Source organism: Pontibacillus sp. HMF3514 (genome assembly GCF_009858175.1).
Taxonomy (GTDB): domain Bacteria; phylum Bacillota; class Bacilli; order Bacillales; family BH030062; genus Pontibacillus.
The window spans coordinates 3,365,796-3,391,429 of sequence record NZ_CP047393.1; the positions used below are offsets into that span (position 1 = coordinate 3,365,796).

The 25,634-nt window shown below is 39.3% G+C and carries 15 protein-coding genes; 3 read left to right on the forward strand and 12 right to left on the reverse strand.

Features of this window, described 5'->3' with window-relative positions; genetic code table 11:
• Nucleotides 1-288 precede the first annotated feature (288 nt).
• Entirely contained in the window at nucleotides 289-3,549 is a 3,261-nt protein-coding gene (locus GS400_RS17225) for a DEAD/DEAH box helicase (protein WP_160103860.1), read from the forward strand.
• Nucleotides 3,550-3,941: 392 nt separating this feature from the next.
• On the opposite strand, the gene GS400_RS17230 is transcribed toward GS400_RS17225, so the two are convergent.
• The gene (locus GS400_RS17230; protein ID WP_160103862.1) at nucleotides 3,942-5,288 is read right to left on the reverse strand and encodes a DUF2252 domain-containing protein; all 1,347 of its coding nucleotides are present in this window, start codon (nucleotides 5,286-5,288) and stop codon (nucleotides 3,942-3,944) included.
• 172 nt (nucleotides 5,289-5,460) lie between these two features.
• Between GS400_RS17230 and GS400_RS20405 the strand changes: the two genes are divergently transcribed.
• On the forward strand, nucleotides 5,461-6,663 hold the full coding sequence (locus GS400_RS20405; protein WP_304608240.1) for an SEC-C metal-binding domain-containing protein: 1,203 nt from the start codon (nucleotides 5,461-5,463) through the stop codon (nucleotides 6,661-6,663).
• Nucleotides 6,664-6,828: 165 nt separating this feature from the next.
• On the forward strand, nucleotides 6,829-7,149 hold the full coding sequence (locus GS400_RS17240) for a hypothetical protein (protein ID WP_236561016.1): 321 nt from the start codon (nucleotides 6,829-6,831) through the stop codon (nucleotides 7,147-7,149).
• Between the two features lie 160 nt (nucleotides 7,150-7,309).
• On the opposite strand, the gene GS400_RS17245 is transcribed toward GS400_RS17240, so the two are convergent.
• The 11 genes from GS400_RS17245 to GS400_RS17295 all read right to left on the reverse strand — a co-directional run bounded on the left by GS400_RS17245 (nucleotide 7,310) and on the right by GS400_RS17295 (nucleotide 25,633).
• Nucleotides 7,310-8,641, reverse strand: a complete 1,332-nt coding sequence (locus GS400_RS17245; RefSeq protein ID WP_160103864.1) for a glycoside hydrolase family 30 protein — start codon at nucleotides 8,639-8,641, stop codon at nucleotides 7,310-7,312.
• 28 nt (nucleotides 8,642-8,669) lie between these two features.
• Nucleotides 8,670-11,840 (reverse strand): cellobiose phosphorylase, encoded by a 3,171-nt coding sequence (locus tag GS400_RS17250; RefSeq protein ID WP_160103866.1) that lies wholly within the window; start codon nucleotides 11,838-11,840, stop codon nucleotides 8,670-8,672.
• A 131-nt stretch (nucleotides 11,841-11,971) separates the two neighbouring features.
• A complete protein-coding gene (locus tag GS400_RS17255; RefSeq protein ID WP_160103868.1) occupies nucleotides 11,972-13,306 on the reverse strand; it encodes a GH1 family beta-glucosidase in 1,335 nt (444 codons plus the stop codon).
• Nucleotides 13,307-13,328: 22 nt separating this feature from the next.
• Nucleotides 13,329-14,159: a carbohydrate ABC transporter permease gene (locus GS400_RS17260; protein ID WP_160103870.1), complete on the reverse strand. Its 831-nt coding sequence runs from the start codon at nucleotides 14,157-14,159 to the stop codon at nucleotides 13,329-13,331.
• Nucleotides 14,119-15,096 carry a carbohydrate ABC transporter permease gene (locus tag GS400_RS17265; RefSeq protein ID WP_160103872.1) on the reverse strand — a complete coding sequence of 326 codons (978 nt, stop codon included), beginning with the start codon at nucleotides 15,094-15,096 and terminating at the stop codon, nucleotides 14,119-14,121. Before GS400_RS17265 ends, GS400_RS17260 begins: the two co-directional genes overlap by 41 nt.
• A 132-nt stretch (nucleotides 15,097-15,228) precedes the next feature.
• Nucleotides 15,229-16,560 carry an ABC transporter substrate-binding protein gene (locus tag GS400_RS17270; RefSeq protein ID WP_160103874.1) on the reverse strand — a complete coding sequence of 444 codons (1,332 nt, stop codon included), beginning with the start codon at nucleotides 16,558-16,560 and terminating at the stop codon, nucleotides 15,229-15,231.
• A gap of 133 nt (nucleotides 16,561-16,693) precedes the next feature.
• The gene (locus GS400_RS17275; protein ID WP_160103876.1) at nucleotides 16,694-17,701 is read right to left on the reverse strand and encodes a LacI family DNA-binding transcriptional regulator; all 1,008 of its coding nucleotides are present in this window, start codon (nucleotides 17,699-17,701) and stop codon (nucleotides 16,694-16,696) included.
• Between the two features lie 330 nt (nucleotides 17,702-18,031).
• On the reverse strand, nucleotides 18,032-19,552 hold the full coding sequence (locus tag GS400_RS17280; protein WP_160103878.1) for a response regulator: 1,521 nt from the start codon (nucleotides 19,550-19,552) through the stop codon (nucleotides 18,032-18,034).
• Nucleotides 19,549-21,420: a sensor histidine kinase gene (locus tag GS400_RS17285; protein ID WP_160103880.1), complete on the reverse strand. Its 1,872-nt coding sequence runs from the start codon at nucleotides 21,418-21,420 to the stop codon at nucleotides 19,549-19,551. The genes GS400_RS17280 and GS400_RS17285 overlap by 4 nt, the downstream gene beginning before the upstream one ends.
• Nucleotides 21,421-21,451: 31 nt before the next feature.
• Nucleotides 21,452-23,098 (reverse strand): extracellular solute-binding protein, encoded by a 1,647-nt coding sequence (locus tag GS400_RS17290; RefSeq protein ID WP_160103882.1) that lies wholly within the window; start codon nucleotides 23,096-23,098, stop codon nucleotides 21,452-21,454.
• Nucleotides 23,099-23,227: 129 nt separating this feature from the next.
• Nucleotides 23,228-25,633 carry a sensor domain-containing protein gene (locus GS400_RS17295; protein WP_160103884.1) on the reverse strand — a complete coding sequence of 802 codons (2,406 nt, stop codon included), beginning with the start codon at nucleotides 25,631-25,633 and terminating at the stop codon, nucleotides 23,228-23,230.
• Between the last annotated feature and the right edge of the window lies 1 nt (nucleotide 25,634).

Consider the following 25,634-nt stretch of genomic DNA (forward strand, 5'->3'; position numbering starts at 1 on the left):
TGTTTTTTCTGAATGAACTGAAAATGTGTTGCTCTTAATTATACATGTTATCTGACAATTTTGAACTTTTTCTCATTTTTCTCAAAAAAATTTGTAAAAAAGGAGAAAAACATTTGTAACACTTGTAATGCTTTTTTAAAGGAAATAAGAGAATTTCATGTTCTATCGGTGATTGATGTCAGTCCTCCCAGTTCTCACCTCCACCCTTCTCCTTTCGTTTCAACTACTATATAGGTTAAAATAGGAGTATTGTGTAATAACAAGATTCGGTGAAATGGGGTCATACTTATGATAGATCTTTCTACATCAGAAGTTTTGGAGCGTAGTGGTTGGTTGATGTATAAGCGTGGAGCTCAGTATTTTCAGGACGGTGCTGTGTCTAATATCTCGACTTATCGACCTACTGGCAAAGGAACCCATATTGTGGCTGAGGTCGAAGGCAGTCGAAACACAACATACGAGGTGCAGCTGGTCTTTACAGAACGTGGGATGTATCAAACGGGTTCCTGCTCATGCCCTGCTTATGCAGATGGCATCACACCTTGCAAGCATATGATCGCCGTAATGCTTGAGACGATTGAACGCTTTACAAACCACACAACTGTATGGAGTAAAAAAGATAGATCAGCTCAAGACCAAGAAGAGTCAGGACCAACACAACCTTCTAGCTATCAAATCAACACCGCTTCATCTTTTGTCGATCAACTAATGGATCAGATTACAAATGATGATGAAAATTTGGTTCCGGCAGCAAAAGAACCCCTTTATATTCAATTTGAGCTCAGCAAAGTACATTCTGATGCAAGACGTAGCGAAACTGTAGAGTTATCTATGAAAGCTGGTACGTCACGCCTGTATGTAGTAAAAGATCCTGCAGACTTCATTGATGCGTGGAAGCAGCAAAAACAACTATACTTCACGCAAAATTTCACCTACGACCCGAGTCAACAAATCATCTCTGAAGAGGATGCAGCTGTTATGGATCAGCTTTATCCCCTTGTGAAAAGTCAGCAATGGTTCGATGAAAACCCTTATTTCCGAAGCCCAGCATCATCAGGAAAATCGATATCCCTTCCAAATCATTTTATAAAAGAGGTTTTTCCGTTATTGGAGAATTGTGATGCTGCGACAGTAAAAGTAAACTCAAAAGAAATGCCTTTTGAAGTCATCCATGACACGTTTCCTGAACAGTTTCATCTTTCAAAGGAAGGAATGTATTATACGCTATCGATCAAGGACAATGGGTTTCTTGGACATACAGTCGGAGATTCGCCCTACTTTAGTAAGCACAATAAGCTATACAAACTAAATGAGAGCTTACATCAAAATGTGATTCCTTTATATAACCATTTAAAGCAGCACACGAGAAACAATCAGTTTTTCACACGTGAACACATTGAGCAGATGGCTGGAACGCTTTTCCCTATTTTAGAGGCTTACGGCTTGCTTGAGATGGATTCGTCGATTAGCGAAAACATGGTCCGCCACCAATGTGAGCCAATCTTGGAACTGAAAAAAGATGAGCAGGCGCTTCAGGCGAACCTTCACTTCCGTTATGGTGATGAGCAGATCCACCCTTTTCAACAAGGACGTAGCAAAGAGGATCAAATCATCTCTCGTAATATGAAAAAAGAGCGTCAAATTATGAGCCTGATCGAACAAGCGAACTTTCACTGGAATGGCGAAGTATTGTCTCTAGTAAACGGGCAAGATTTAGGGCGCTTTTTCTACAACATTTTGCCTGAGCTTGAACAGCGAGCAGAAGTTGTTAAAGATCCGGAAGTGGATGAGATGTTCAATGATATTCCATCTGAGATCCCACTTAAATTCGATGTGGATGAGAATTATGGATGGTTTGAGGTACGCTTCCCTACTGATGATCTATCAGATGAGGATATTGCAAATCTCTTTAAATCGTTACAGCAAAAAGAATCCTACCATCAGCTTCATAACGGAAAAGTGTTACAGTTGGAGGATGATGCGTGGAGTGACGCCCGTAATCTTTTTGAAAAACTAGAGATTCAGTCGAATGATATCCAGGATGGCGTCATGCATTTACCGAAATACCATGCTCTGCAGATGGATGAGGCAAAAGGTGTAACGCAAAGTGAGGCGTTCCGTGAGCTAGTTGAGTCTATCAAACACCCAGAAATTGCGAACGAAACACCACCAGATGAACTCCAGGCAGACTTACGTGAATATCAGATACAAGGATTCCAATGGATGCGTGCTCTCGCAAAACACGGGTTCGGCGGTATTTTAGCTGATGAAATGGGACTTGGTAAAACCTTACAAGGTCTAGCTTTTATCCTGGCGGGTCGAAAAGATAAACCGGAAGCTCACCCTTACCTTGTGGTCGCTCCCTCTTCTCTCATTTATAACTGGAAGAAGGAAGCAGAAAAATTCGCACCTTCCTTGAACGTCCGTGTCATATCCGGTTCGAAGGCGGAGCGTCGTACACAGATGGAGAACCTTGAAGGTGTAGACTTATGCATCACATCGTATCCATTAATTCGTCGGGATACAGACCTGTATATGCCTTACGTGTTCCAAGGACTTCTGTTAGATGAAGCTCAATCGTTTAAAAACCATGCATCCCAAACCTATAAAGCAATCCGTGGCATCCGCTCTGAGCAAGCTTTTGGTCTAACAGGTACGCCTGTTGAAAACCGTGCTGAAGAGCTATGGTCACTATTTTCGATTGTGATGCCAGGGTTGTTGTATGACCGAAAATCGTTTAAAGGTCTAGATCAAGGGATCATTCAGAAAAAAATCTCGCCGTTTGTGCTGCGCCGAACGAAGAAAGAGGTTTTAACAGAACTGCCTGATAAGATCGAATCTGTGCGCTATACCGAGCTGACAAAAGAACAGCGTCAGCTCTATGTCGGCTACTTGAACGAAATTCAGGCTAAGACAAAATCACAGCTAAAAACACAAGGCTTCCAAAAGAGCCGCATGCAGATTTTGAGTGATTTAACGCGCTTACGTCAGCTGTGTTGTCACCCGTCCTTATTCGTGGAAAACTACGAAGGGGAATCTGGTAAGTTGGAAGAATTACGCGCCTTTATTCGAGAAGCGAGTGAAAATGGCCAGCGCATGCTCATCTTCTCCCAGTTCACAACCATGCTTGGCTTGATCGCCAAAGTCGTGGAGGAAGAAGGCTTAACGTACTTCTATCTCGATGGAAATACACCTTCTGAATCCCGTGTTGAAATGTCCGGCCGCTTTAACGAAGGGGAAAAAGATATCTTCTTGATTTCCTTGAAAGCTGGTGGAACTGGACTGAACTTAACAGGTGCAGATACAGTTGTCTTATATGACTTATGGTGGAACCCAGCTGTAGAACAACAAGCAGCCGACCGTGCTCACCGTATTGGGCAAAAGAATTCGGTGCAAGTTGTGAAGATGGTCGCACAAGGTACGATTGAAGAAAAGATTCAAGCCTTGCAGGAAAAGAAACAGAACCTGTTTGATAACTTGATTAAGTCAGGTCAGACGAACTTGAATTCTCTTTCTGAAGAGGATATTAAGGAGATTTTATCGTTGTAGGTTGAGTTAGAAGCTTTCAATTCGGGAGGTATCTCGGGTTGGAGGCTTTTTTCTTTTGGATTGGGGCTGTTTTCGCTAGGAGTGCGCAGTTTTTTCTCGGGTACCACTTCTTTTTCTCGCGTAAGTGCTGCTTTCTCTCGGCTTCACTCTACTTTTTCTCACGTAGGCGCTACTTTCTCTCGGCTTCACTCTATTTTTTCTCGCGTAGGCGCTACTTTCTCTCGGCTCCACTCTGCTTTTTCTCGCGTAGGCGCTGCTTTCTCTCGGCTCCACTCTGCTTTTTCTCGCGTAGGCGCTGCTTTCTCTCGAGTACGCATTTCTTTCGCTCAACGACGCACTGATTTTTCTCTATGTAAAAAACCACCTTGAAAAACTCCAAGGTGGTTCCCACATTATTTATTATAAAAATACTCTTTCAACCATTCATTAAACAGAGCATGGTCCTCCACTACTCGTTCCTTATAGAATTCAGACCACACTTGCATCTCCTTAATGAATCCTTCTTTATCATCACCGATCACATTTAGAATCTCTTCTTCACTGTGATAATTCAGAATATCATGCTCAAGATCCACATCGGCACGGGCATGAATTTTGGCAGCGACTTTACCCATAGTTTTTACGGTCTGCTTCACTGATTTGAAGTCCTCCAAATGCTTCTCCTTTAAGTCTTTTTCATAAGGAGAACGCTCACGCACATAGTAGTCGCGACCTTTCATCGTAAAGTAGCCTAAATAAGGATCGGACATATGGTGCATTGCCTGTTGGGTCGTGATTACGCGCTCACCTTGATGCTTGTGCGATTTCCAAAATTGCTCGTCATATGGGAAGAAGTAAGCTGGAATTGGCGTTCGAGCTTCTTTTGCTTCTAAAATAATATCATCATGATGCTCATTATCATGCTGACCTTCAATTAAAATATAGAAGCGCTTCAACCCAGTAGAGCCGATACCTGCACCTTTCTTCTTCACTATATCCTTGATTTCATAGTGATCATCATCTTGAAAGCTTTCCTCTGCGATACTCTCGAGATACTGATTCCAGATTTTTTGAAGCTCACTATACTCATTTTTCGAAACGGATTGTAGTTTTGTATGATCACGATCAAATGCACGATTTCCTTCATCATCCACGACTGTTTGTTTCTCTAATTCATGTGTTGCCTTGCGCTCTTCAAGCTTTTTCAATGCCTTCTTAATGGCGCTTTTTGTATTGTCTACTGTGAATTGTGTCGTTACTGGATCCTCTTCGCCTTCTTGGAAATTCTTCAATTGCTTACGGTAGGCTTTACAAAATTTCTCGACGAACTCTTCTTGAGACTCTTTGTCAAAACCTTGTTGCTCAGCAAATAATCGAATACTTACAACCATACGTAGAACATCATATAAGTAAGAACCTAAGTACCCTTCGTCAAAGTCATCAACGTCAAAAACGATATCACCATTCTCATTTTGGAAAGCACTAAAGTTATCAAAATGAAGGTCACCCATAATCCATGTCGGTTTGTCCTCAGGCGTGTGGTACGTAAATGGCATATTCATGACGTCGTAATAAAATAAATACGCACTGCCACGGAAAAAGCTAAACGGATCCTGCTTCATTTTGTTATATTTTGCTTTTCGATCTGTTTTGCTTAACCCCATAATCGTTCCATCAAATTGTTCCAAAATCGTATGAATCGTCTGTTTGCGTAAATAGGTCTTCGTGTTATGAATGCGTTCTTCAGCATTTTGCGGCATGATTCATCCTCCAGACATTTAAAAAATCCGTGCTATTTTCGTAAATCTATTCTATTAAACAATTCCCTTTTTTATCTCTGCATAACTTCCAATTTCTACTTTGGTTTTGCCAATTCTCCATTTATATAACACAATAATAAGAAGAAAATTAGTTGAAGAAAGGATCATTCAAATGACTCAACAATTTTTAGATAAAATTCATCCTTATATCTTGAGTAACGATCCACATGTTCAAAATTTTGTTCTTCGTATTATTGATGAAGGACATCTTGGTAATGAAGAGACATTCCTTCTAGCGCTAGAAGCTAACGATCGTAGTGAACCGAGAGCATTATTTAATAATATTATCCCTAGGACGAAAAACATTCCGATTGGTGAAAAAGGATTCAGAGCTTTGCTAGAACGGATGAAGAAAAATGATGCGAATTATGATTGGTATAAAGAACGTGTATTAAAATGTAGCGCTGAGCACTTTCACACATTTCGTTCAGAGCTAGAAGAGTTTTTTACACCTGAAATGGTTAATGTTTATGCAAAACTGCCTGAACAAAATGTAGAAGAGATGTACGAGAACCTCGAGCTTATCACGTACTCTTTAGAAAAAGAATACGACGATACAATGTTCAAATACGGGAAAAAAGTCATTGAAAACATGGTCCAACGAAATATTTTATCGAACTCCGAGATTACAGAAACCGTGCGTAAATGTATTCAAAAAGATGAGTTTGATTTTGAAGGCCTTCTCCATCTTTATGCAGCTGGAATTGCTAAATGCACAGATTTGATTCCTGATATTGCACCTTTCATCTATGATGGAAATGAAGAAGAATACGCAGTGGATTTAATCGTTGAAGCATTAAAGCGTATGGGGACAGATGAAGTGGTTGAACACGTAAAGCCACTTATCACAAAAGGCTTCCACCCCATTGGTGTTCTAGAAGCAATCAAAACAAAAACCGCAGAGGAAGCACTTTTATCTGGTTTTGACCAAGTAAACGGAATCATGGAAAAAACCTCGATTGCTGAGGCCTTATGCTTTCAACTCTCCACTGAAGGCATTCCAAAAGTAGAACACCTTATCGAGACCGGTTATGATACTCAAATGCTTTTACTAGAAGAAGTGTTATACCCAAACCTTGTCATCAATAAGATCGATCACCCAAAACTCGATAAATGGAAAGTACTTTTAGATAAAGAAAACGCTCCTGAAAAAGAGGAGCAGATGCATAGAGAGATTCAAGCAAAATTTGAGGAGTTTAAGAAACAAAAAGCAAATAACCAGGCTACTCAACCAATAAAGAGCACAAAAGTTGGGCGCAATGACCCATGCCCTTGTGGTAGTGAGAAGAAATATAAGAAGTGTTGTGGTAAGTGAAAACGGGGGCTGCCAACAAAAGAAAGTTATCTTTTGAGGGTAGCCTCCCTTCTTTTTTCTTGATCAAACGTTTGATCAATCTTGTGATGAAATTCGTTTAAGGTTTAATTTTTCCATTCAAGGTTATGTTATGGAATAAGTAAGATCAATGAAGGAGGGCTTTATATGAAATGTCCATCATGCGGAAAATCCGTTTCAAAATATAAAACAACCTGTAGTTCTTGTGAAGCTGAACTTCCTGCGAGCGCAGCACAGGAAATGTCAGCTACAACAGAAAGTGAAGGGAAAATCTATCCCATATTAGGTTGGGTATTTGTCGTACTAACGTTAATTGTACTTCCTATCATCTTTGGGCCAGCAGCATTTGTAATGGGTGTGCTGACGTTTAGAAAAAGAAGTAAAGTGCATGGAATTGTGTTAATGGTAGTGTCTGTGATCGTGTTAATTATTGCTGTTATTCTGAGTGCTTTAATGATGATGGCTTAATTAGAGAGTTGATATAGGCCTGCTAATATCTCCTTAACCTATATCATTCAAAAAAGCTTCTCATTGGATTAAAACCTAATGAGAAGCTTTTCTTTTAGGGGTGAGACTCCTGGATTAAAAATAAATAGGTTGTTGCAGCTAAGCTTAGCCACTTATCTCATTACAGAATTAACGTCGAAATCGAATGAGCTGCAAATGTTACACCGCAACCTTGACCATTCAATGTTACATAAACCTCTATTGCTTCATCTGTATCGTTCATAACGACAGCCACAATCGATTCATCCTCATTTTGAAAGGTAACAACTTGTAAAGAGTCATGCTCAATTTTATGCTTAATCCGGACTGCATTTGGTTTAATATATTTACTAAAGTGACCAATATAATAATAGGAGCTATTATAATGAACCTCTTTCGTATTAGTATCCACAATGATTGGCGCATCACAATAGTTCCCGACATGGTTCGGGCCCCCTTGCTCATTCAAAACCAGATTCCAATCAATCCAGCCTTCTAGCCAATTATTTAAATCTCCCATGATGTTTCGCGCATACCGTTCCCCTGTATGCCAAGCTCCCAGCTGAACACCGCCTTCAATGCACCCTTCTGTAAAGATGAGGTGTTTGTCTGGAAAAGCATCGTGAATTCTGGAGAGGTTTTCAAATTCCTCGCTTACATACCAATGCAACCCTGTACCCCAGATATATTTTGCAGCTTCTGGATCAGAAAGCACAGTTTCGGCACGTTCATAAGCAATATCTCGATTATGATCCCAAATCACGATTTTTTTATCGCCCAAGCCTTCTTTCTCAAGAGTTGGTCCAAGGTAGTCACGTACGAAATCTCTTTCTTCCTCAGCTGAGTACCTACAAGAATCCCAAACTTGGGTGGCTTCTGGTTCGTTTTGTACTGTAACGCCCCATATCGGGATCCCCGCTTCTTCCATCGCTTTGATATATTTACTGTAATAACTTGCCCAGGTACTACGATACTCTGGTAACAACTTCCCACCATTATTCATCTCGTTGTTCGTTTTCATCCACGCAGGAGGACTCCATGGAGAGGATAGAATCGTTAAGTCTTCCCCCCTTGTTTTCACCGCATCTTTAATAAACGGAATCACAAAACGATGTTCTCTTTCAATAGAAAACGTACTCAGATCTGTATCGTTCTCTTCTACATACGTATAATTCTCTAAAGAAAAATCACAGCTATGAATATGAGTTCTGCCCAGTGAATACCCTAACCCACGCTCAGGGTGAAAATAACTCTCGATAATGCCCATCCGTTGCTCTTCTGAAACGTTGGATAATGTATAAGCAGCTGCCTCAGTAAAGGCCCCACCAAATCCCATGACAGTCTGATAGCTTTCTTCAGGCATAATCGTTAACTTGGGAGTCCCCTCTGAATCTAGTTTTGAAAATGAGAGTCTTTCTTTTTCCGTTAAGCGATCTTGCGTATCTTTGGTGGTTTGAATCCATTTCATGTTCATTGTAGCTCTCCTTTATTCAAAATGTTTGTTACGTTAAAAATACATCAATGCTCGAATACGCTCTATCTCGGACCTGCTCAGCCACTCGACCACGGATCTCACTCTCATCCACTGTAATACTTTCCTCATTATGATGAAGGACATACTTTGTAACCTTTGCTCCTTTATCACCAAAAGTAGGCTTACGCATCTCATTATGATAAGTGACCTCTATCTCACCCAAAAGGGTAAAATGAGCTTGATTGCTCTCATCAAATAACCATTCAGGAAGCACTGGTTGAAGGGTCAAGACCAATTCATCGTCTTCTACTGAAAATAGCTTTTGTCCTGTCATCATCTTGTTCCACATAGACAAAAACTCAGCAGTCGTCCCACTAAGGCGCGCCACAAACCCTCTACCGTGCATGCTTTCGTCAGGATTCACACTACTTGCAATAAAAGAAGAGTTCTCTAACGTACTTCGTCCATAGACACCAGGATCCATAAACGGTGGTAACGCGGTTTGAATGTCCTTGAAGAAGTCTTCATACAGACCAGCGTTTAATAGACTCAGTAAGTACTTAAATTCCATATGCATAAACACAGACTCTCGTTCCAACCAACCTGGTGTAAAGGCACGCGCCCTCCCCAACTCATAACTCATGTCCTCTAAAGAAGCTGACGTTTTATACATGCCAAGCTTTTCATCATATAGCTCAGAATGACGAATGTGCTGGTGAAGCTCTCTTGCTTCTGCTGTGTTCATATCTTTTAATGCCCGAGCTGGCCCTTCCAAAAAGTGAGGGAGGACATGCACATCAAAGGATTGAACCTGAACGAGTGGGTACCCTTTTTCATTTTTCCTTACATGACTCTGAGCATCTCTCTGTAATTCATATTGGTCTACTTCATAGTAGAAATACGTCGGAACAAGTCCATCTCCGTAATCTTTAGCCTTATCAATACCTGTATTAACCTTATCCATGAACCACTGAAGCAGTTCCTTTACTTCAAATGCTGATAACGCTTCTTCTTTCCCATCTACATGATCTTGAATCTTCAAACGATAAGATTCTCTTGCAGATGAAACGGTATTCCAGTAATCAAAAGAGGACAGATTTTGTTGTAACGCATCTTTTACGTCCTGCACCAATTGATAGACTTCAACCGGCACAACCGTCTCCGAATTTATACCACTATCTATCATGAATTGAAGCAATCTCTTCAACTCTATCGTTTCGCTCATTCCGGAACCGAAGATACCAGGTAATCCATTCATTGAGTCATTCCAACCAGGCTTATTCGCTTCCATCTCGATCCCCATACCATAAGGATCTAATGTAGCAAACTTCACTAAAGCCAACGTGAATAACTTGGAGAATAAAGTACTTTCATACACTTGGCCATTCTTTTTCAACAACCAGTTTCCATTTCCAGCATCGTCCAACTCTTTTATAGCACCATACTGACGAACCTTGTTATCCGCTAATACATATTTTTCTGAACGTGGATTGATGTGTACCGGACTGTAGAAATAACGATATGATCGATCCCCATTCAGTAAGTTCTTTTTGTGATCTGGGAACACGCTTAAATAATTTTTAATTAAATCCAAGTTGTAAGTCCAGTGATCCACCCAATACCCTTCACCAAACTCCGCATCGATCTCCTGCCTACTCTTCGAAAAGATGACCTTTAAAAACTCATCAGGGGAGACAGTTACACGCATGTCTCTATCAACTACAGCTTGCATAATGCCTCCAGGTGTAAAGGACAAGGCTAAACGTTTCTTCATATATTCGAACTCATCAGAACACGTCATCAAGCTCCCTAACCAGGACCAATCATCTTGATCTATTATTTCAAAATAAGACCCTTTAACGACAAGAGGGTTGTAGCCATCAGCTTGGATCAAGCTCATAAATAACTTAATGTTGTAGTCCCCTACTTCAGGTTTGAAGAATACGTCATTGCGACGATTTTGATTCACATCCCGGAAGTTCCCATTTCCTTGTGAAAAGAATTCAGGTGCCACAGAAAAAAAGTTGTAATCCCGCTCAAGGTCTCCGTGTTTACGTGAATAGACATAATAAGGGAAAGGCTTCTTCTGATCATTCTCCAGCAAAATTGGGTATCCCCCGCGTAACACATTATCTAAAAAGCTTTGCTTCGCGTAGGCATCAAACATGGCATCACCCGTTTTGGTATGAATCGCACGAGTCAATTCATCCACGAACTCCTGAGCTTCCTCATATTTCTTCTCAAAATAAGCAGCCGAGGTGATTTCTTTCTTCTTTTCTTCAATGATTGAAAGGTCACTAACATGGCCAATCATTGTATGTAATGTCGTCCTTTCATCAGGTGACAATTCGGCTGTATAAGCAGAAAAACCACATGGCACCTTATTAGCTGTAACTTGCTTCACCTGGAGAAGATCACGAACAGAAGAGTTTTTCAATTCATTTGGAAATCGTAACGACGTATTCTCGCCAAACAGAACTTTTGCATCTACAATAGGCTTAAGCAAATGACCATCGTCTGTAAAGCTTGCATAGAAATGACCCTTTGTTACTTCTTCTACTTCAGCTGTATCACCAGTGGAAGAACGAACACGAAAATACGCAAGGTTTTGCTCAAGGTTAAACACATCCATCCAGCTCTTTAACGTGTTTCCTACTGCCTTATAAGCTGCATCTTCTATGCCAAAAGGAATAATAGCAGGCAATCCATCAACCACTTCCAAGTGAACCGGCTCATCTGAAATGTTTTTTACCTGAACCTTACGCATGAGAGCTGCAAAGTTTTCGTTCGGTAACGTAAAATACGTGACATGTGTTTCAATTCCATATTCCTCATTGCGCTCAATAACAATCAGTTCGTTTTCTTTGATGAACATGTTTCGTTGTACATTTTGAATTATATCTGGACTAAATGGCTCAAATAATTCGCTCTCATTGTTACGCTTCACTTTAATAAACGTGCGAAATCCATTAATCGATACGCGCTCATAAGCCTGGTTAGCTGGGAAAAATTCGGTGATTGCATTCTGTTTATCTTGTATTCCGAAACTCACCAGTCCTTGGCCTCTGTTTACATAAAATGCCCACATCGGAACACCATACAATCCAGCTAATCCTGGTAAAAAGCTTGAGAACGTTTTAGCTTGATCGAAATTCTCAATGACAAAGTATCTCTCATCATTAAACGTGTAATTCACCATTCAGGAACACCTCTATTTCTGTTAGGTATTATTTTATAGAAGCTTCTATAATCTAGTGAAAGGAATGTAATCAAGACAGACACATTCCTTTCTACTAACATTCGAAATCGGTTTCGAAATTCCTCAAATATTTATATCTTTCTAGCTCCAACGATCTCTGCATACCGTTTAGCGCTATCTTTTACGTATCGTTTCTGTGTCTCAAAATCAACATATACAATCCCGAATCGTTTCCCATATCCAAACGCCCACTCGAAGTTGTCCAGTAAGGACCATAAGTAATAACCGGCAATGTTCATTCCTTCTTGGTTTAGCTCTGCAACTGCCAGAATGTGTTGCTCCATATACTGTTTACGATCAGTATCATGAACAGTTCCATCTTCCTCTAAAACATCATCAAATGCTGCTCCATTTTCTGTAATATAAATCGGTAATTGGGTGTATTCTTGACGAAGTCGATAGATTAACGATTTGAACTCTTTTGGTGAGATATCCCATCCCATACCAGACTTTGGATAATCCGAATAAGCAAGTCTATATAAAAAGTCTGAAGCACCACTGAATTCAACCAATTGACGATTATAAAAGTTAATCCCTAAGAAATCACACGGATATGAAATCAATTCTAGATCATCTGACTGAATAAACTCATAGCTATGCACGTATTTCGAATAGAGATTCATCATATCTTCAGGGTATTTCCCTTTAAAGATCGGATCTAAGAACCATCGATTTAGGTACCCATCCATATTGTTAGCTGCTAATAGATCATTTTGACTGTTACTAGCTGCATAGATTGGGGAAAGGTTTAATGTAATCCCGATTGGCTTTTCAAGCTTCAGCTCTTCTTTATAAAGCTTCACGGCTTCTCCATGGGATAGCATAATGTGATGAGCAGCTTTAACGGCTTCATCCATATTCGTATGACCTGGGGCATGAACACCTTGATGATAACCTAATAGCGCAGCACACCACGGTTCATTATGAGTGATCCACATGTCGACATACTCATCTAATGCCTTAAAGCAAGCTTGTGCGTATTCCTTGAACCACTTCACCGAATCCCGATTCACCCAGCCACCTTTTTCATGTGCCCACTGCGGCATATCCCAATGATAAATGGTGACAAAAGGCTTGATTCCTTGAGCTAATAGTTGCTTCGATAGATTTACATAAAAATCCATTCCTTCAGGATTATACACACCCTCTTCAGGGAAAATCCTTGGCCATGCGATGGAAAAACGATAAGAATCCACCCCTAAGCTTTTAATAATCTCGATATCTTCTTCAAAGCGATGGTAATGATCACATGCCATTTCTCCTGTATCACCGTTCACTACTTTGCCAGGAATACTAGAGAAAGTATCCCATATCGAAGGAGTTCTACCTCCTTCTTTGATCGCTCCTTCAATTTGATAGGAGGATGTAGCCGTACCAAAAATAAAATCTTTCGAAAATGTTCCCATTTATTTAACACCTACCTCTGTCTTATCCTTTAATAGAACCTGCGGAAATACTGCTAATGATATATTTAGAGAAGAATAGGAATGCCACCATAATCGGTACAACCGATATCGCAATTCCTAAATATAATGATCCTAAATTTTGTGCAACCTGAGATCCTTTCAAGAAGCCCATTAATACAGGTAATGTGTACTTTTCTGGTGAGAAAATGATAACCAAAGGCAAGATATAGTTATTCCATGAACCGATGAATGTGAAGATAGACATCGTTGCAACCGCTGGCATCATAATCGGTAATGCTATAGTATGAAAAATTTTCAGCTCCCCAGCTCCATCCATACGTGCCGCTTCTAATAAGGATGTGTGCATGGTGGATACTAGATATTGTCTTAGGAAAAAGACAACAAATGGACTTGCAATAGTCGGCACAATTAATGGAATAAAGGTATCTAGTAAGCCAAGCGTTTTGTTCAACTCATAAAAACCAATTAACCCTAACTGCCCAGGAACCATCATCATGAGAAGCATAAAGATAAACAGTTTGTTCTTTCCTTTAAAGTCATAGACAGCAAACCCAAATGCCGTTAACGCAGAAAAATAACCACTTAAGACCGTAACGGAAACAGAAACGATTAAACTATTTTTAAATCCATTCCAAATGTTGACGTAATCCATCATCGTCTTGTAGTTATCGATTAGTTCTTTACCAGGAACAAAAGAAAAGCCCATGATGATTTCATTCGTACCACGTGTAGCATTAATAATCATCATGTAAAATGGAATGAAACTAATGATGGCTAACAAAATCAAAAGACTATAGATAAGTGTTTTGCTTAGCAGCTTTTTCGTGTACATTCACATTTCCACCCTTCTTTGCCTTTTTCATTTTCTTAGGTTTAGCTTGTTTCTCTACTTTTGCGTCACGATACATGGATTTAAAGGTAATCGCAGAGAAAACAACTGTAATTAAGAACAACATATAAGCAATGGTTGCTGCATAGCCATAGTTGTTATAACGAAACGCTTGATTGTATAGGTAAAGTACCATGGTATTCAGGGCTCCCTCTGGTTTACCCAGCCCGTCGGTCAAAAGCATCGGTAAATCAAATAATTGAAGGCCTCCAATAAGGGAAGTAATCATGACGTATAACATTATTGGTTTTAGTAACGGTAACGTAATGTACATAAACGTCTGAAGCCTACTTGCTCCATCGATTAAAGCGGCTTCATAATACTCCTTCGAAATTCCTCCTACTCCTGCCATCAACACGATAAAGGTATAGCCGAACCACATCCACGTAAGAATAAGAGATACAGATGCCTGTGCTGTAAACGGTTGATTCAACCAGTTAATCGGCTCTGATATCAATCCTAGTTTTAATAAGAATTGGTTAATAGATCCATATTGCCAATCCAGCATAATATTAAATAAAATCGCTACTGAACTAATCGTGATTAAATTCGGTAAGTAAAAAATCGCTCGGAAAAATCCAAGTCCTTTGATCCGAAAACGGAGATCGGAGAATAAGGCAGCAAGAAACAATGCGATACCTAATTGGAGTGCAAAGTTCAGCCCCCAGATCTTCCAGGTGTTCACAAAGGCTTCGAGAAAATACGTATCAGTCAAAATTCGGGCATAGTTCGCTAACCCGATAAATTCCGGTGCACCATAACCTTCATAATGGGTAAACGTATAATAAAACGTTAACAATACAGGGTAGATATTGAATGTAAGGAATATAGCAAAAAATGGGGCGATAAAGTAGTATCCCTTATGATCTAACTTTTTCAATCTGCACACCTTCTTCCTTTATGCTTCAAGAATGAAGAGGACCTTTCTTTTGATGTTCCTTCATTCAATGAACGGTCCAATGATAAAAAAAGGGATAGAAATGCGAGTTTCTATCCCATTCATCCTTTTCAATTATTTCGGTGTTTTGATCTGAGGGTAAGCATTTTTAACGGCTTTATAGAACTCTTGAATAGCCTCTTCTTTCGTTAACTTACCTTCTACATATTCAGAAACCTTTGAACCTAGTAATGTATCAATCTCTTGGTCATACTTTGTCACAATTCCTGGTTCAATCTTTTTCGCTTCCTCTAAGAAGAATGTATAGTTGTTCTGTCCGCCTAAGAATTCTTCACTGAAATCATCTTTAATCTTATTTGTAACTGGTAGATATGAAAGAACGTCCCCAGTTTCTTTAGCCCAATTTGTTAAGAATTCTTCGTCATGCGTCATCATTTTCACAAATTCCCACGCTAATTCCTTGTTATCAGAACCACTGTAAATGCCTAACCAAGTACCACCCCAGAAATAAGGTGATGGACCAGTTGTTACAGCCCAATCTCCAGCTGTTTCCTCTGCATTCGGCTTAAGTACACTGTGTAACCCCCAAGTAGGTAGCGCATAAGAGAATACTTCTGTTTTGTCCTTTGCATCTTCATTTACTTCTTCCCAACCACCGTTATAAGCAATTGGACCATTCATAGAAGCAAACCAAGATGGAGACCATTCTGGAGCAAATGCTGTATAATCTTTTTCACGAAGCTTTTTCGCTTGATCAAAATAATCTAGTTTTGCATCTGTCATGATTAACTCGTTATCTTCATTCACCCATGGCTGAGGGTCTTCACTTTTAGAGAACCAACGAATCGCTCCCTCATCCGGGAATAAACGGTAGCCTTCTGCTTTTAGCTTTTCTCCTACTTCAAACATCTTGTCCCAAGTAGACATCATGTTACCAACTTCTTGTGGATCATCTGTTCCTAATACTTCTTTCGCAATACTACGACGGTAGAAAATACCACCAGGCGTTGTTTGCCAAGAAAGCGCTTTGACATTTCCTTCTGTATCTTTCCCTAAGTCAAATACGTAAGGAATGTAATCTTCACTCCACTCATCTGCGTTATATGGATCTTCTGATAAGTTTTCCCAATAATCGCGTTCTGTCCATTGCTTTAAGAAAGCAATTTCACCAGTGAATACGTCAGGTGCACCCACTCCACTTTCCAACGCAGGTCGTAGCTTTGTTGGATAGTCAGCAATTGGAACAATCGTTAACTCAACTTTCACACCATTTCTTTCTTCGAATGTCTTGATTGGCTCTTTCAATTCATCTGTAAAGGACCAAACCTTAAGAACATCGTCACCTTTTTTGCCTTCTGCGTCATTGGTTGCTTCTGTGTCAGAACAACCTGCAACAATACCAACAAGTAAAACGAGGACAAACATCATACTTACTAACTTTCTCATTTCCCTACCTCCTAATAATGAATAAGTATTTTATAAGACAAATAGTCTTGTAACAACGAAAAAACTAAACCGGTTTCGAGTATAAGTAAAAAATATAGTTCACTACCTAAATCGGTTTCGAAATCTTTAAAAATTAAATCGTTTTACATGAATTTCGGATCATCAGCTCCACAGGTACTACAACTCTCTTCACATCTTTTTGACCTGTGTTGATTTGATGAATGAGAAGCTGCCCTGACTTTTCCCCAATCAAATCCGTTTGTTGCCTGATCGTTGTTAACGAGGGGTAGACCATTTGGGAGACATCAATATCATCAAAACCAATAACTGAAAAATCTTCTGGAACGTCATACCCCGCTTCGCGAATGGCTGCAATTGCACCTATGGCTAGGTTATCTGCTGCGGCAAAAACGGCGGTAGGTGGATCTTCTAATTCAAGTAGGTTCTTCATGGCTTTATAACCGCTATCTCTCGAAAAATATTCCCCATCTGTGATGTATCCTTCTGGAACCGATAATTGTAAGGTCTTCATCGCTTCAACATAACCATTAAGCCTTTGTTGTCCTGCAAAAGTTGATGAATGGCCAGCAATATGAGCAATCTTACGATGTCCTAATGAGTGCAAATACTGAACCGCTTCCTGACTCCCCCGATAATTATCAGAGTAAATCACACACGACTGATCACTGTTTAAATCGATGACGACTGAAGGGATCGAACTATTAATCAATTCCTGCACTTGTTCATCTTGATCTGATGAACATGCAATAACTACGCCATCCACACCACGATACTTGAAATACTCTAGATAGCTCTTCTGCTTGTTGCTTATATTTCTAGAAGCAAACAACAAGTCATACCCATGCGCTTCTACATTCTTCCGAAAACTTTCAATAACTGCGTTAAAGAATGGATGCTTCATCCCTACTCCTAAGGATTCAATAAAGACAACGCCTATAATCCAAGATTTTTTTGTTGATAGAGAGCGGGCGTGGGAATTTGGAAGATACCCTAATTCCTCTACAGTCTCTAAAATCTTCTTCCTTGTTTTTGGACTAACATCCTGATAATTGTTTAGAACCTTTGATACTGTTGTTGCTGAGAATCCTGTAACTTCTGCTATTTGGTAAATGGTTACCATACTTGAACACCTCTTGTAACGTAAACGCAATGTGGGAGAAAAGAGTTTTTTTGAAAACCCTTACATTATTCTTCAAAAAAAGAAATTGAACGAAAGATTCAGTTCACTTTCCGTATGTTCAATAGAATTCCTCAGCCCTCCCTACTCGTTTGGTATAGCGCTTACATGTTTATTGTAATGGACACTTCCCATTTTCATAATGATCATAATTTTACTTTAGGTGACAGATTTTTAGGTTCCGAGATTTTAGCTGTGCCTACGAGGCAAAATAGATGCTATAAAAAGCACATAAAAATCGCATGTGTAGAAACACAAGCGATTCATTATGAATTACGTCTTTATTTTTTCTCGGTATTCCTTTGGTGAGATTCCTTCGATATCTCTGAAAACCCTAGAAAACTGTTTTGGGTTACGAAAACCTACTGATTCACTAACTTCAAAGATTTTATTGTCCATATTGGATAACAATTCCTTCGCTTTTTCTATCCGGATCTTTTTTAAATAATCAACAAAGTTTTCTCCAGTGTAATCTTTGAAGGAATGACTAAAATACGAATAGTTCAGGGAAATGTGATTAGAGACTACAGCCATATTTAAATCTTTATGCGCATTCTCACGGATATAATGAATAGCTTGTTCCATGTGACTTTCTCCCGAATAAACGGATTTCATTTCTTTTAGATAATCATGAAGTCGTAGGGTTAGTTTTTCAACAGTATAAAAGTAATCGTGGATACTATCAAAATTATACATATCCCCCACTTCATCATATAACTTAAATATTTCGATAGCTTCAATTCCGATTTGATTAAAGACCTGATCAAACAGAATGGTATTAATCGATTGACTTAACTCTTCCATGTAGCAGATGTTGTAATCCTTTATCTCGTCTATATTGAAAAGGGATAATAAGGATGCTCGAATTTCATTATGACGGTCTGTTCCCAGCTGATTGTAAATCTTTTGAATTAATTGTTTATCAATCGAGAAAGCATCTTGTTTTTGCTCCACCTGCTCATACGTAAAAATGAGTTGATTGGGAAACATAAATTTATAAGCTAATGCCTCATTCGCCTGTTTATAAGCTTCCTTAAGTGTATCAATCGATTCGTTTTTATGACTTATTGCCACACATAAGTGATTCTCTATATCTGAATGTCGATCCTCTAGTATTTTGTCAAATATATCTATCTGTTCTGTAAATACAACAAGATCAGCGTTACTGTCCATGAAGCAGAGAGCATGGTTGTCTACTTGATGAACCTGCTTCATAATACTTTGGAAAAACTCCTCTTTAACCAGTGTTTCATTACTACTTTTAAAGTCGAAGATTCCAGCAAAATAACCGTTTGGATAAGGATAAAGTTGAAGTTTCTGGACCGTTTCCTTCACTTGTTCTTCATTCACATTCTTATTGAGTAAAAGATAATTCAACTGGTTGCTCTTATACTCTTCCATGTCTTCCTGAAGGGATAATCGAGCATCTATCTTATCCTTTGCCCCTTGAATAATCTGAAATAATTCATTTCGATCAACAGGTTTCAGTAAATAATCCATTACTTGATATTTAATGGCTTGCTTCGCATAAGTAAAGTCATCATACCCACTTAATATCACCACAAAAGGCTTCCATTCCATATCTTGCAGATTCTCGATAAGTTCAATGCCATCCATACGTGGCATTTTGATATCTGTAACGACGATATCAAGTTTATGTTCCTTAGCAAACGCAAGGGCTTCTATTCCATCCGCTGCTACTAGAATTTCGGAATCTGTGAATCTTCTTTCAAGCATAGCTTTAATCCCGTTTCGTATCATCCGTTCATCATCTACAACTAATATCTTCATCATGCTGGTAATTCTCCACCTCCTTCTAGAAGTAGGCGAGGTATAATGATCGTCACTCGTGTATACTCACCATGTTTACTGTCGATCGACAATCCATAGTCTTGTCCATAGTACAATTGTATGCGTTCGTGAACATTATAAAGACCAATCCCCGTACCGTTCTTCATTCTGTTAGATGTATCTGTCATATATGAACCTTCTACTAAGGAAGTCCTTAGCTCCTGCAAAGTTTCATCATTCATTCCTACCCCATTATCGGTAACAGATAAGATCGTATCATGGTTATAAGAAGAAGCTTCTATAGAAATCATCCCCTTTTTCTCATGCAATATATGCTGCAACCCATGTTTAACTGCATTTTCTACCAACGGCTGTAAGGACATTTTTAACACTTCTTGGCTTTCCAAATGGGAAGGAACATCTACATTAAGCTCTAGACGATGGTCTAATCGAATGTTCATAATATCAATGTAGTTTCGTATATGATTGACTTCTTCCTGCAATGAGACAAAATCTTTCTTCCATTTAAGGTTGTAGCGCATCATTTCCCCTAACGATGTTAAGGCATCAGAAATATCATATTTCCCATCAATTTCGGCCATCATTTTGATATTCTCTAATGTGTTATATAGAAAATGGGAGTCAATTTGAGTTTTTAAGGCATTTAGCTCAGCTTCCTTAGTGGCAGCTTCTTTATTTACAGATTCTGCAATGAGACTATTAATCTTACTTAACATATTCCGATAATGATTGGATAACCTTCCGATCTCATCATTCCCTTGGATATCTACATCAACCGTAAAATCTCCTTTTTCTACGCGCTTCATGGATTCAATTAATAGATGGAGCTTTTTTAAAATGAGCCTTACAATAAAATAGGTTATGAAAGAAAGAATGACGATCAGTGAAAAGGCGCCCAGAAAGATTAATATTCTTAATCGGTCTCGCTCAGCATAGATCTCTTCTAATGAAACGACATTCAAAACATGAATGCCTATTTCTTCTACATAGGAAGATACAATAAGAAACGGTACAGCTTGGTTCTGGAACTGCATGACCCGCTCTTGGTCTCCTGAATTTTTTTGTAGAAAAGCATCTTTTATATCTTGAGCGGTAAGCTCAAGACCCTGTAACAACCTTTTACTAGAGTCGTAATGAAGGGTATTACGCTTATCTAGAACCAGCATTTGAGCTTCACTATTCTCTACTCCACTAAATATTTTAGGGAAGAAATTCTTTAAAAGCATGTTAATTTCTATAACGCCTAAGTGCTCATCCTTAGGGTATTCTATTTCTCGATACAATGAGATCTTCTTAGGTCCTACCTGCCCTGCATCCTCTTTTTCTGAAGCTTGACCTGGTTGTTGCACTCTCCACATTTCTTTTCCATTTAACTCGAGTATCTCTTCATACCAAACCGTATCTACAATCCGCTTTTCATCGTAGACGACAGGCCACATTTCACTTACATGTGAATTCGCAGCGTAAAAGTGAATGTTTTCAATCATTGGATTATTATATTTCAACTGCAAAAGATCCGATAACGTGTTCATCTTAAAATCAATAAGTTCTTCCACTTCATGCCCTTCGCTATTGCTCATAAATTCCGTAAACTCTTGGTTGGCTACAACAATTTGTGCGGTTCGGCGAATACTTTCCATATTCTTTTCAATATTGACTCTTTCCAAATTAATCATATATTCACTTTCTCGAATGGTATCGTTAATGGATGCCTCAAATTGATTCTTAGATATATTCCAGGTAAAGATAAGAACAGGAGCGAGAATAATCAAGACATAAAGAAATACCAACTTCTTCTGGAGGGAAATCTGACTTATCCATTCACTTATGTTGTTCATGTATGTTTTCATCCCTGTTCACCTCCATCCTCACTCCTGAATCCTATTTATTCAGCTTCCTCTTATTTTCTTCATATTGATTTTGTTTATAATCCTCTACAAGATCGTATCCATAATCTTTGCGCTTCTGTAAAAACAATTGGAACAACCGATCAAATTCCTCATCCGATTTTGCTAATAAAAGCTTCGGAAGCGTTCTTCCCCATTCTTTATCGATTTTATTCGCAGCAATGCCTTCTTTAGAAGTACCGGTTGGTTCAATACCTTCGAATTCACTAATACTTACTGTCTTTCCTTTCGTCCAATCCTCTAGTTGCTTTAATGGTGGAGCAGTAGGGTGCGTCCACTCTAGCATTTTATTCGTATCCATTAACATCCAATAGGTATATGCAGCCCCGTACTTCTGATCAAAAGAAATACGATCAGACTTTAATAGATTGAGCACTTCAGGTGAAAAATGCTCATCACCGTTAATGGAATGCCACGTTACACCCTCTTTTCCTAGAAATGTATCCTTTTGTCCTTCTTCACTTATCAAATAGCTTAAAAAGCGAATCGCTCTTTCCGGATCTTTTACATCCTTTGAAATTAGCGTAATGGTCCAACCTGATATACCATCAGCAGGTAGAGTAGGAGTATCGAGGTTCGAATTTGCTGGTCCATCTACAGCAATATAAACCTTATCCGGATCCTTGGCATAAAGATCCAGTTGTTGTGCTGCCATATCACTACGCTGATACAACATTGCAAAATATCTGCCTTGAGCAATCTTCTCTTCCATTTGGGCACGCTTATCAATAAAGATATCCTTTGAGAGAAGTCCCATTTCATTTGCCTTCCTGAATGTCTTTAACCATTTAATATATTCAGGATCCGTGAGCCTGTCATAAACGTTTCCATTTTTCTCTTTCGGGATAGCTAAAAAGCTTTGAAGATACTCATCTATTGAGTCATTTCCAACAGACGTAAATTCGTGCAATCCAATAGGAATAAGAGGCTCTCCATTCACTTCAGGGAATCTCTCTTTTGCTTCTCGTAATGCATTCAGAAAACCTTCAGGCGTTCTCATATCAGGCTTTCCCAATGCTTCATATATATCTTTTCTAACTAAAAACGTTTGATTAGAAGGTTTTAAATCTTTATAGCGTTCAAAATCCTCTGGAGAAGAAGAGGCATTGGGGTATCCATAGACATGACCATCCTCTTGTCGATACCATTCTAGCTTCGTATCATCTGCCACTTTAAAAAAGTAGGGATCATATTCCTCAGCAAGATCATCTAAAGGCAATACAAGATCTTGTTCAATAATCTTCTGTGCTGCATCCTCCCACCAGCCGATCGTAATAAAGTCAGGCAACGACCCTGAAGCCATCATGGTATTCATTTTTTCATTTTCATTCCCAGATGGAGATATAAAGTTGATACTTACACCTGTTTTATCTGTTATATAATTGGAAACCTCATTATTTCCCCACTTTGTCGTAAACCAAGAGAAGTTCACATACCAATCAAATGTCACTGGAGATGTATCGACCTTCCACCCTGGTTCATCTGGATTTACCGCTTGAACGTGAGACTCTTCCTCCAATGAAGAAACGTTTTCATCTTCACTATTCAAGTCACACCCTACTAAAATAGCAGCCAACAACAAGGTGAGGATTAACCCTCTAATCATTGATTTTAGCCTCATTTTCATCCCTCGCTTCTATATCTAGTATAACGGAATTTTTTTCAATAAAGTAAGGGTATTTTTGAATATGTTGGTACATATAAGAGAGCATTAAAAAGACCCTAAGCTCTGCTTAAGGTCCTCTCTTAATCAAGTTATTCGATTAATTTCCAACTGCTTAATCTTACCTAATACATTCACTTCAAAATTGTTCGCAGGAGTTGGGTGGCCGATATAATAGCCTTGCGCATATTTGCACCCTAACTCTTTTACAAATTGAAGCTCTTTTTCATTTTCGATCCCTTCAGCAATCAACTCAATTTCAAGATGCTCTGCCACCGAGATGATGCTTTTGACGATTGCAATGTTATCTGGATGGTACGGTAGATCTTGAATGAACGTTTTGTCGATCTTAAGGTAATCGACCGAGTATTTGTTCAGGTAGCCAAGGGATGAGTATCCTTTACCAAAGTCATCAATGGCGATCTTCACACCGCTTTTCGTTAGTTTGCTTAGCACCGAAATCACTCGTTGTTCATCTGTCATCGCAATGTTCTCCGTGATTTCAAGCTCCAAGTACTCTGCAGGCAATCCTGTTTCTTTTAAAACCTGCAAAACTAGATTCGAGAAGTTCGGATCCATGAATTGCATTTGTGAGATGTTCACGGCTACACGCAGTGGTTCATATCCTTGATCGATCCATTCTTTATTTTGTCGGCAAGCTCTACGTAAAATCCACTCACCTACAGGTAAGATCAAACCTGTTTCTTCAGCGAGCGGGATAAACTCACCTGGTGATACGCGTCCAAGCTCCTGGCTATCCCACCTTACAAGTGCCTCCATCCCAACAACTCGCCCTGACTCAAGATTGAGCTGAGGTTGGTAATGAAGAGAAAGCTCATCTCTTTCAATCGCCTGACGCAACTCTTTTTCCAATACCATTTTGCGATAAAAGTCATGGTTCATGTCAGAGTTAAAGATTTGGAACCCGTTCTTTCCTTTATCCTTTACATAGTACATTGCAGAATCAGCGTTTTTGATAAGGGTGTTGGCTGTTACGCCATCAAATGGGTACAAGCTAATCCCTATACTAGGCGTTATATAAAGGTTGTGCCCGTAAACAGTAAAGACTTCTTCAAAAGATGCGATGATTTCTTTTGCAAATAACACAGCCTCTGGACCATTGCTATTCGGCAAAATAAAGGTGAATTCATCTCCACCTATGCGGCATACCTTAGCTCGTTTGCCTTTCTTGTTCCGGCTGCTTTGCTGCAAACGCACGGAAACTTGCTTCAGTAAAGCATCGCCAACCTCATGACTCAGCGTATCGTTAATGTATTTAAAACGATCAAGATCGAGGAACATGACCGCAATCTCATGATGCACGCCTTCTGCTTTTTCAATCTCCTTTTGCAAAATCTCATTGAAATAGCGACGATTTGGAAGACCCGTTAACTCATCATGAAACGCCTGCCAGATGATCTCCACTTCTTTTTGCTTAATTTTCGTGATATCTGTGGAAACCGCTAATAAGAGATTTCCCTGAGTCGTTTCAAAAGGAATCTCGTCGGTATGGATCCATTTCTTATTTCCTTGGACGTCTGTGATGACTTCCTCCGTATCTTTTGTTGCTTGTAAAAAGAAGCAATCATCGTCTTCTGTTAGCGGTGTTTTTAATGTGTCGAATGTATCCTCTTTTCGCTTTCCGATGATTTCATCTGTTGTGGTACCGCTCAACTCAGCAAATGCTTTGTTGGCGAGTGTGAGCGTCCCGTTTTTATCCGTTGCATATATGTAGTTCGGATTGATATCAATGATCGACCTTAGGAAAGCCTCTTTTTCCTCAAGTTCCTCACCTTTCTCGTTAACGATTTTGGTTACTAATACGAGGATAGTGAGAGCAAAAACCATAACAGCGATGGCACTTGGGAAAAGCCTTGTTTCCGGCATCATATTTAAAATTCCAATTACGTATCCAACAGATGTGGAGAAAAGAAAATAGGTAAGAAACGTGCCGATGCCTTGCTTTTTAATTTTCAAGCTTAACCAGCATGTTACGACGGTACAAAATATAAATAAGATCACGTTTGCGGTGAACACCCATGATAATGATCCATATTGCGGAAAATAAAAACTGTTAAACGAGTCAGACTCCATTAGCTTAAGACCACTTATACCACGATGACTCCAGCCCATGGCATAAGCAAAAAGACTGTATGCGTAAAACGCCCAGACCACTTTGATATCCATAAAACGCTTCCATTTCGTCCCCTTCATTTGAGGAAGATGTTCTTTTACAACGAGGTAGGCTACATAAAACAGTGTTGGCGTCAGCATTATGGATCCGAAGCGCAGTGCACGGAAAACCGTATCAATGACTTCATAGGAGAAAAATTCGTGTGCATACAAGATGGCTACATCAAACTGCCAAACACTCGCGAGTCCCAAGAATAAAAGGAGCGCTGAGGCAAGCTTCGTTTTCTTAAGCATAAAATAAATCGTGATTCCGATAACTAATGGAATGATTGCAAATAACATCATGAATATAAATAGCATC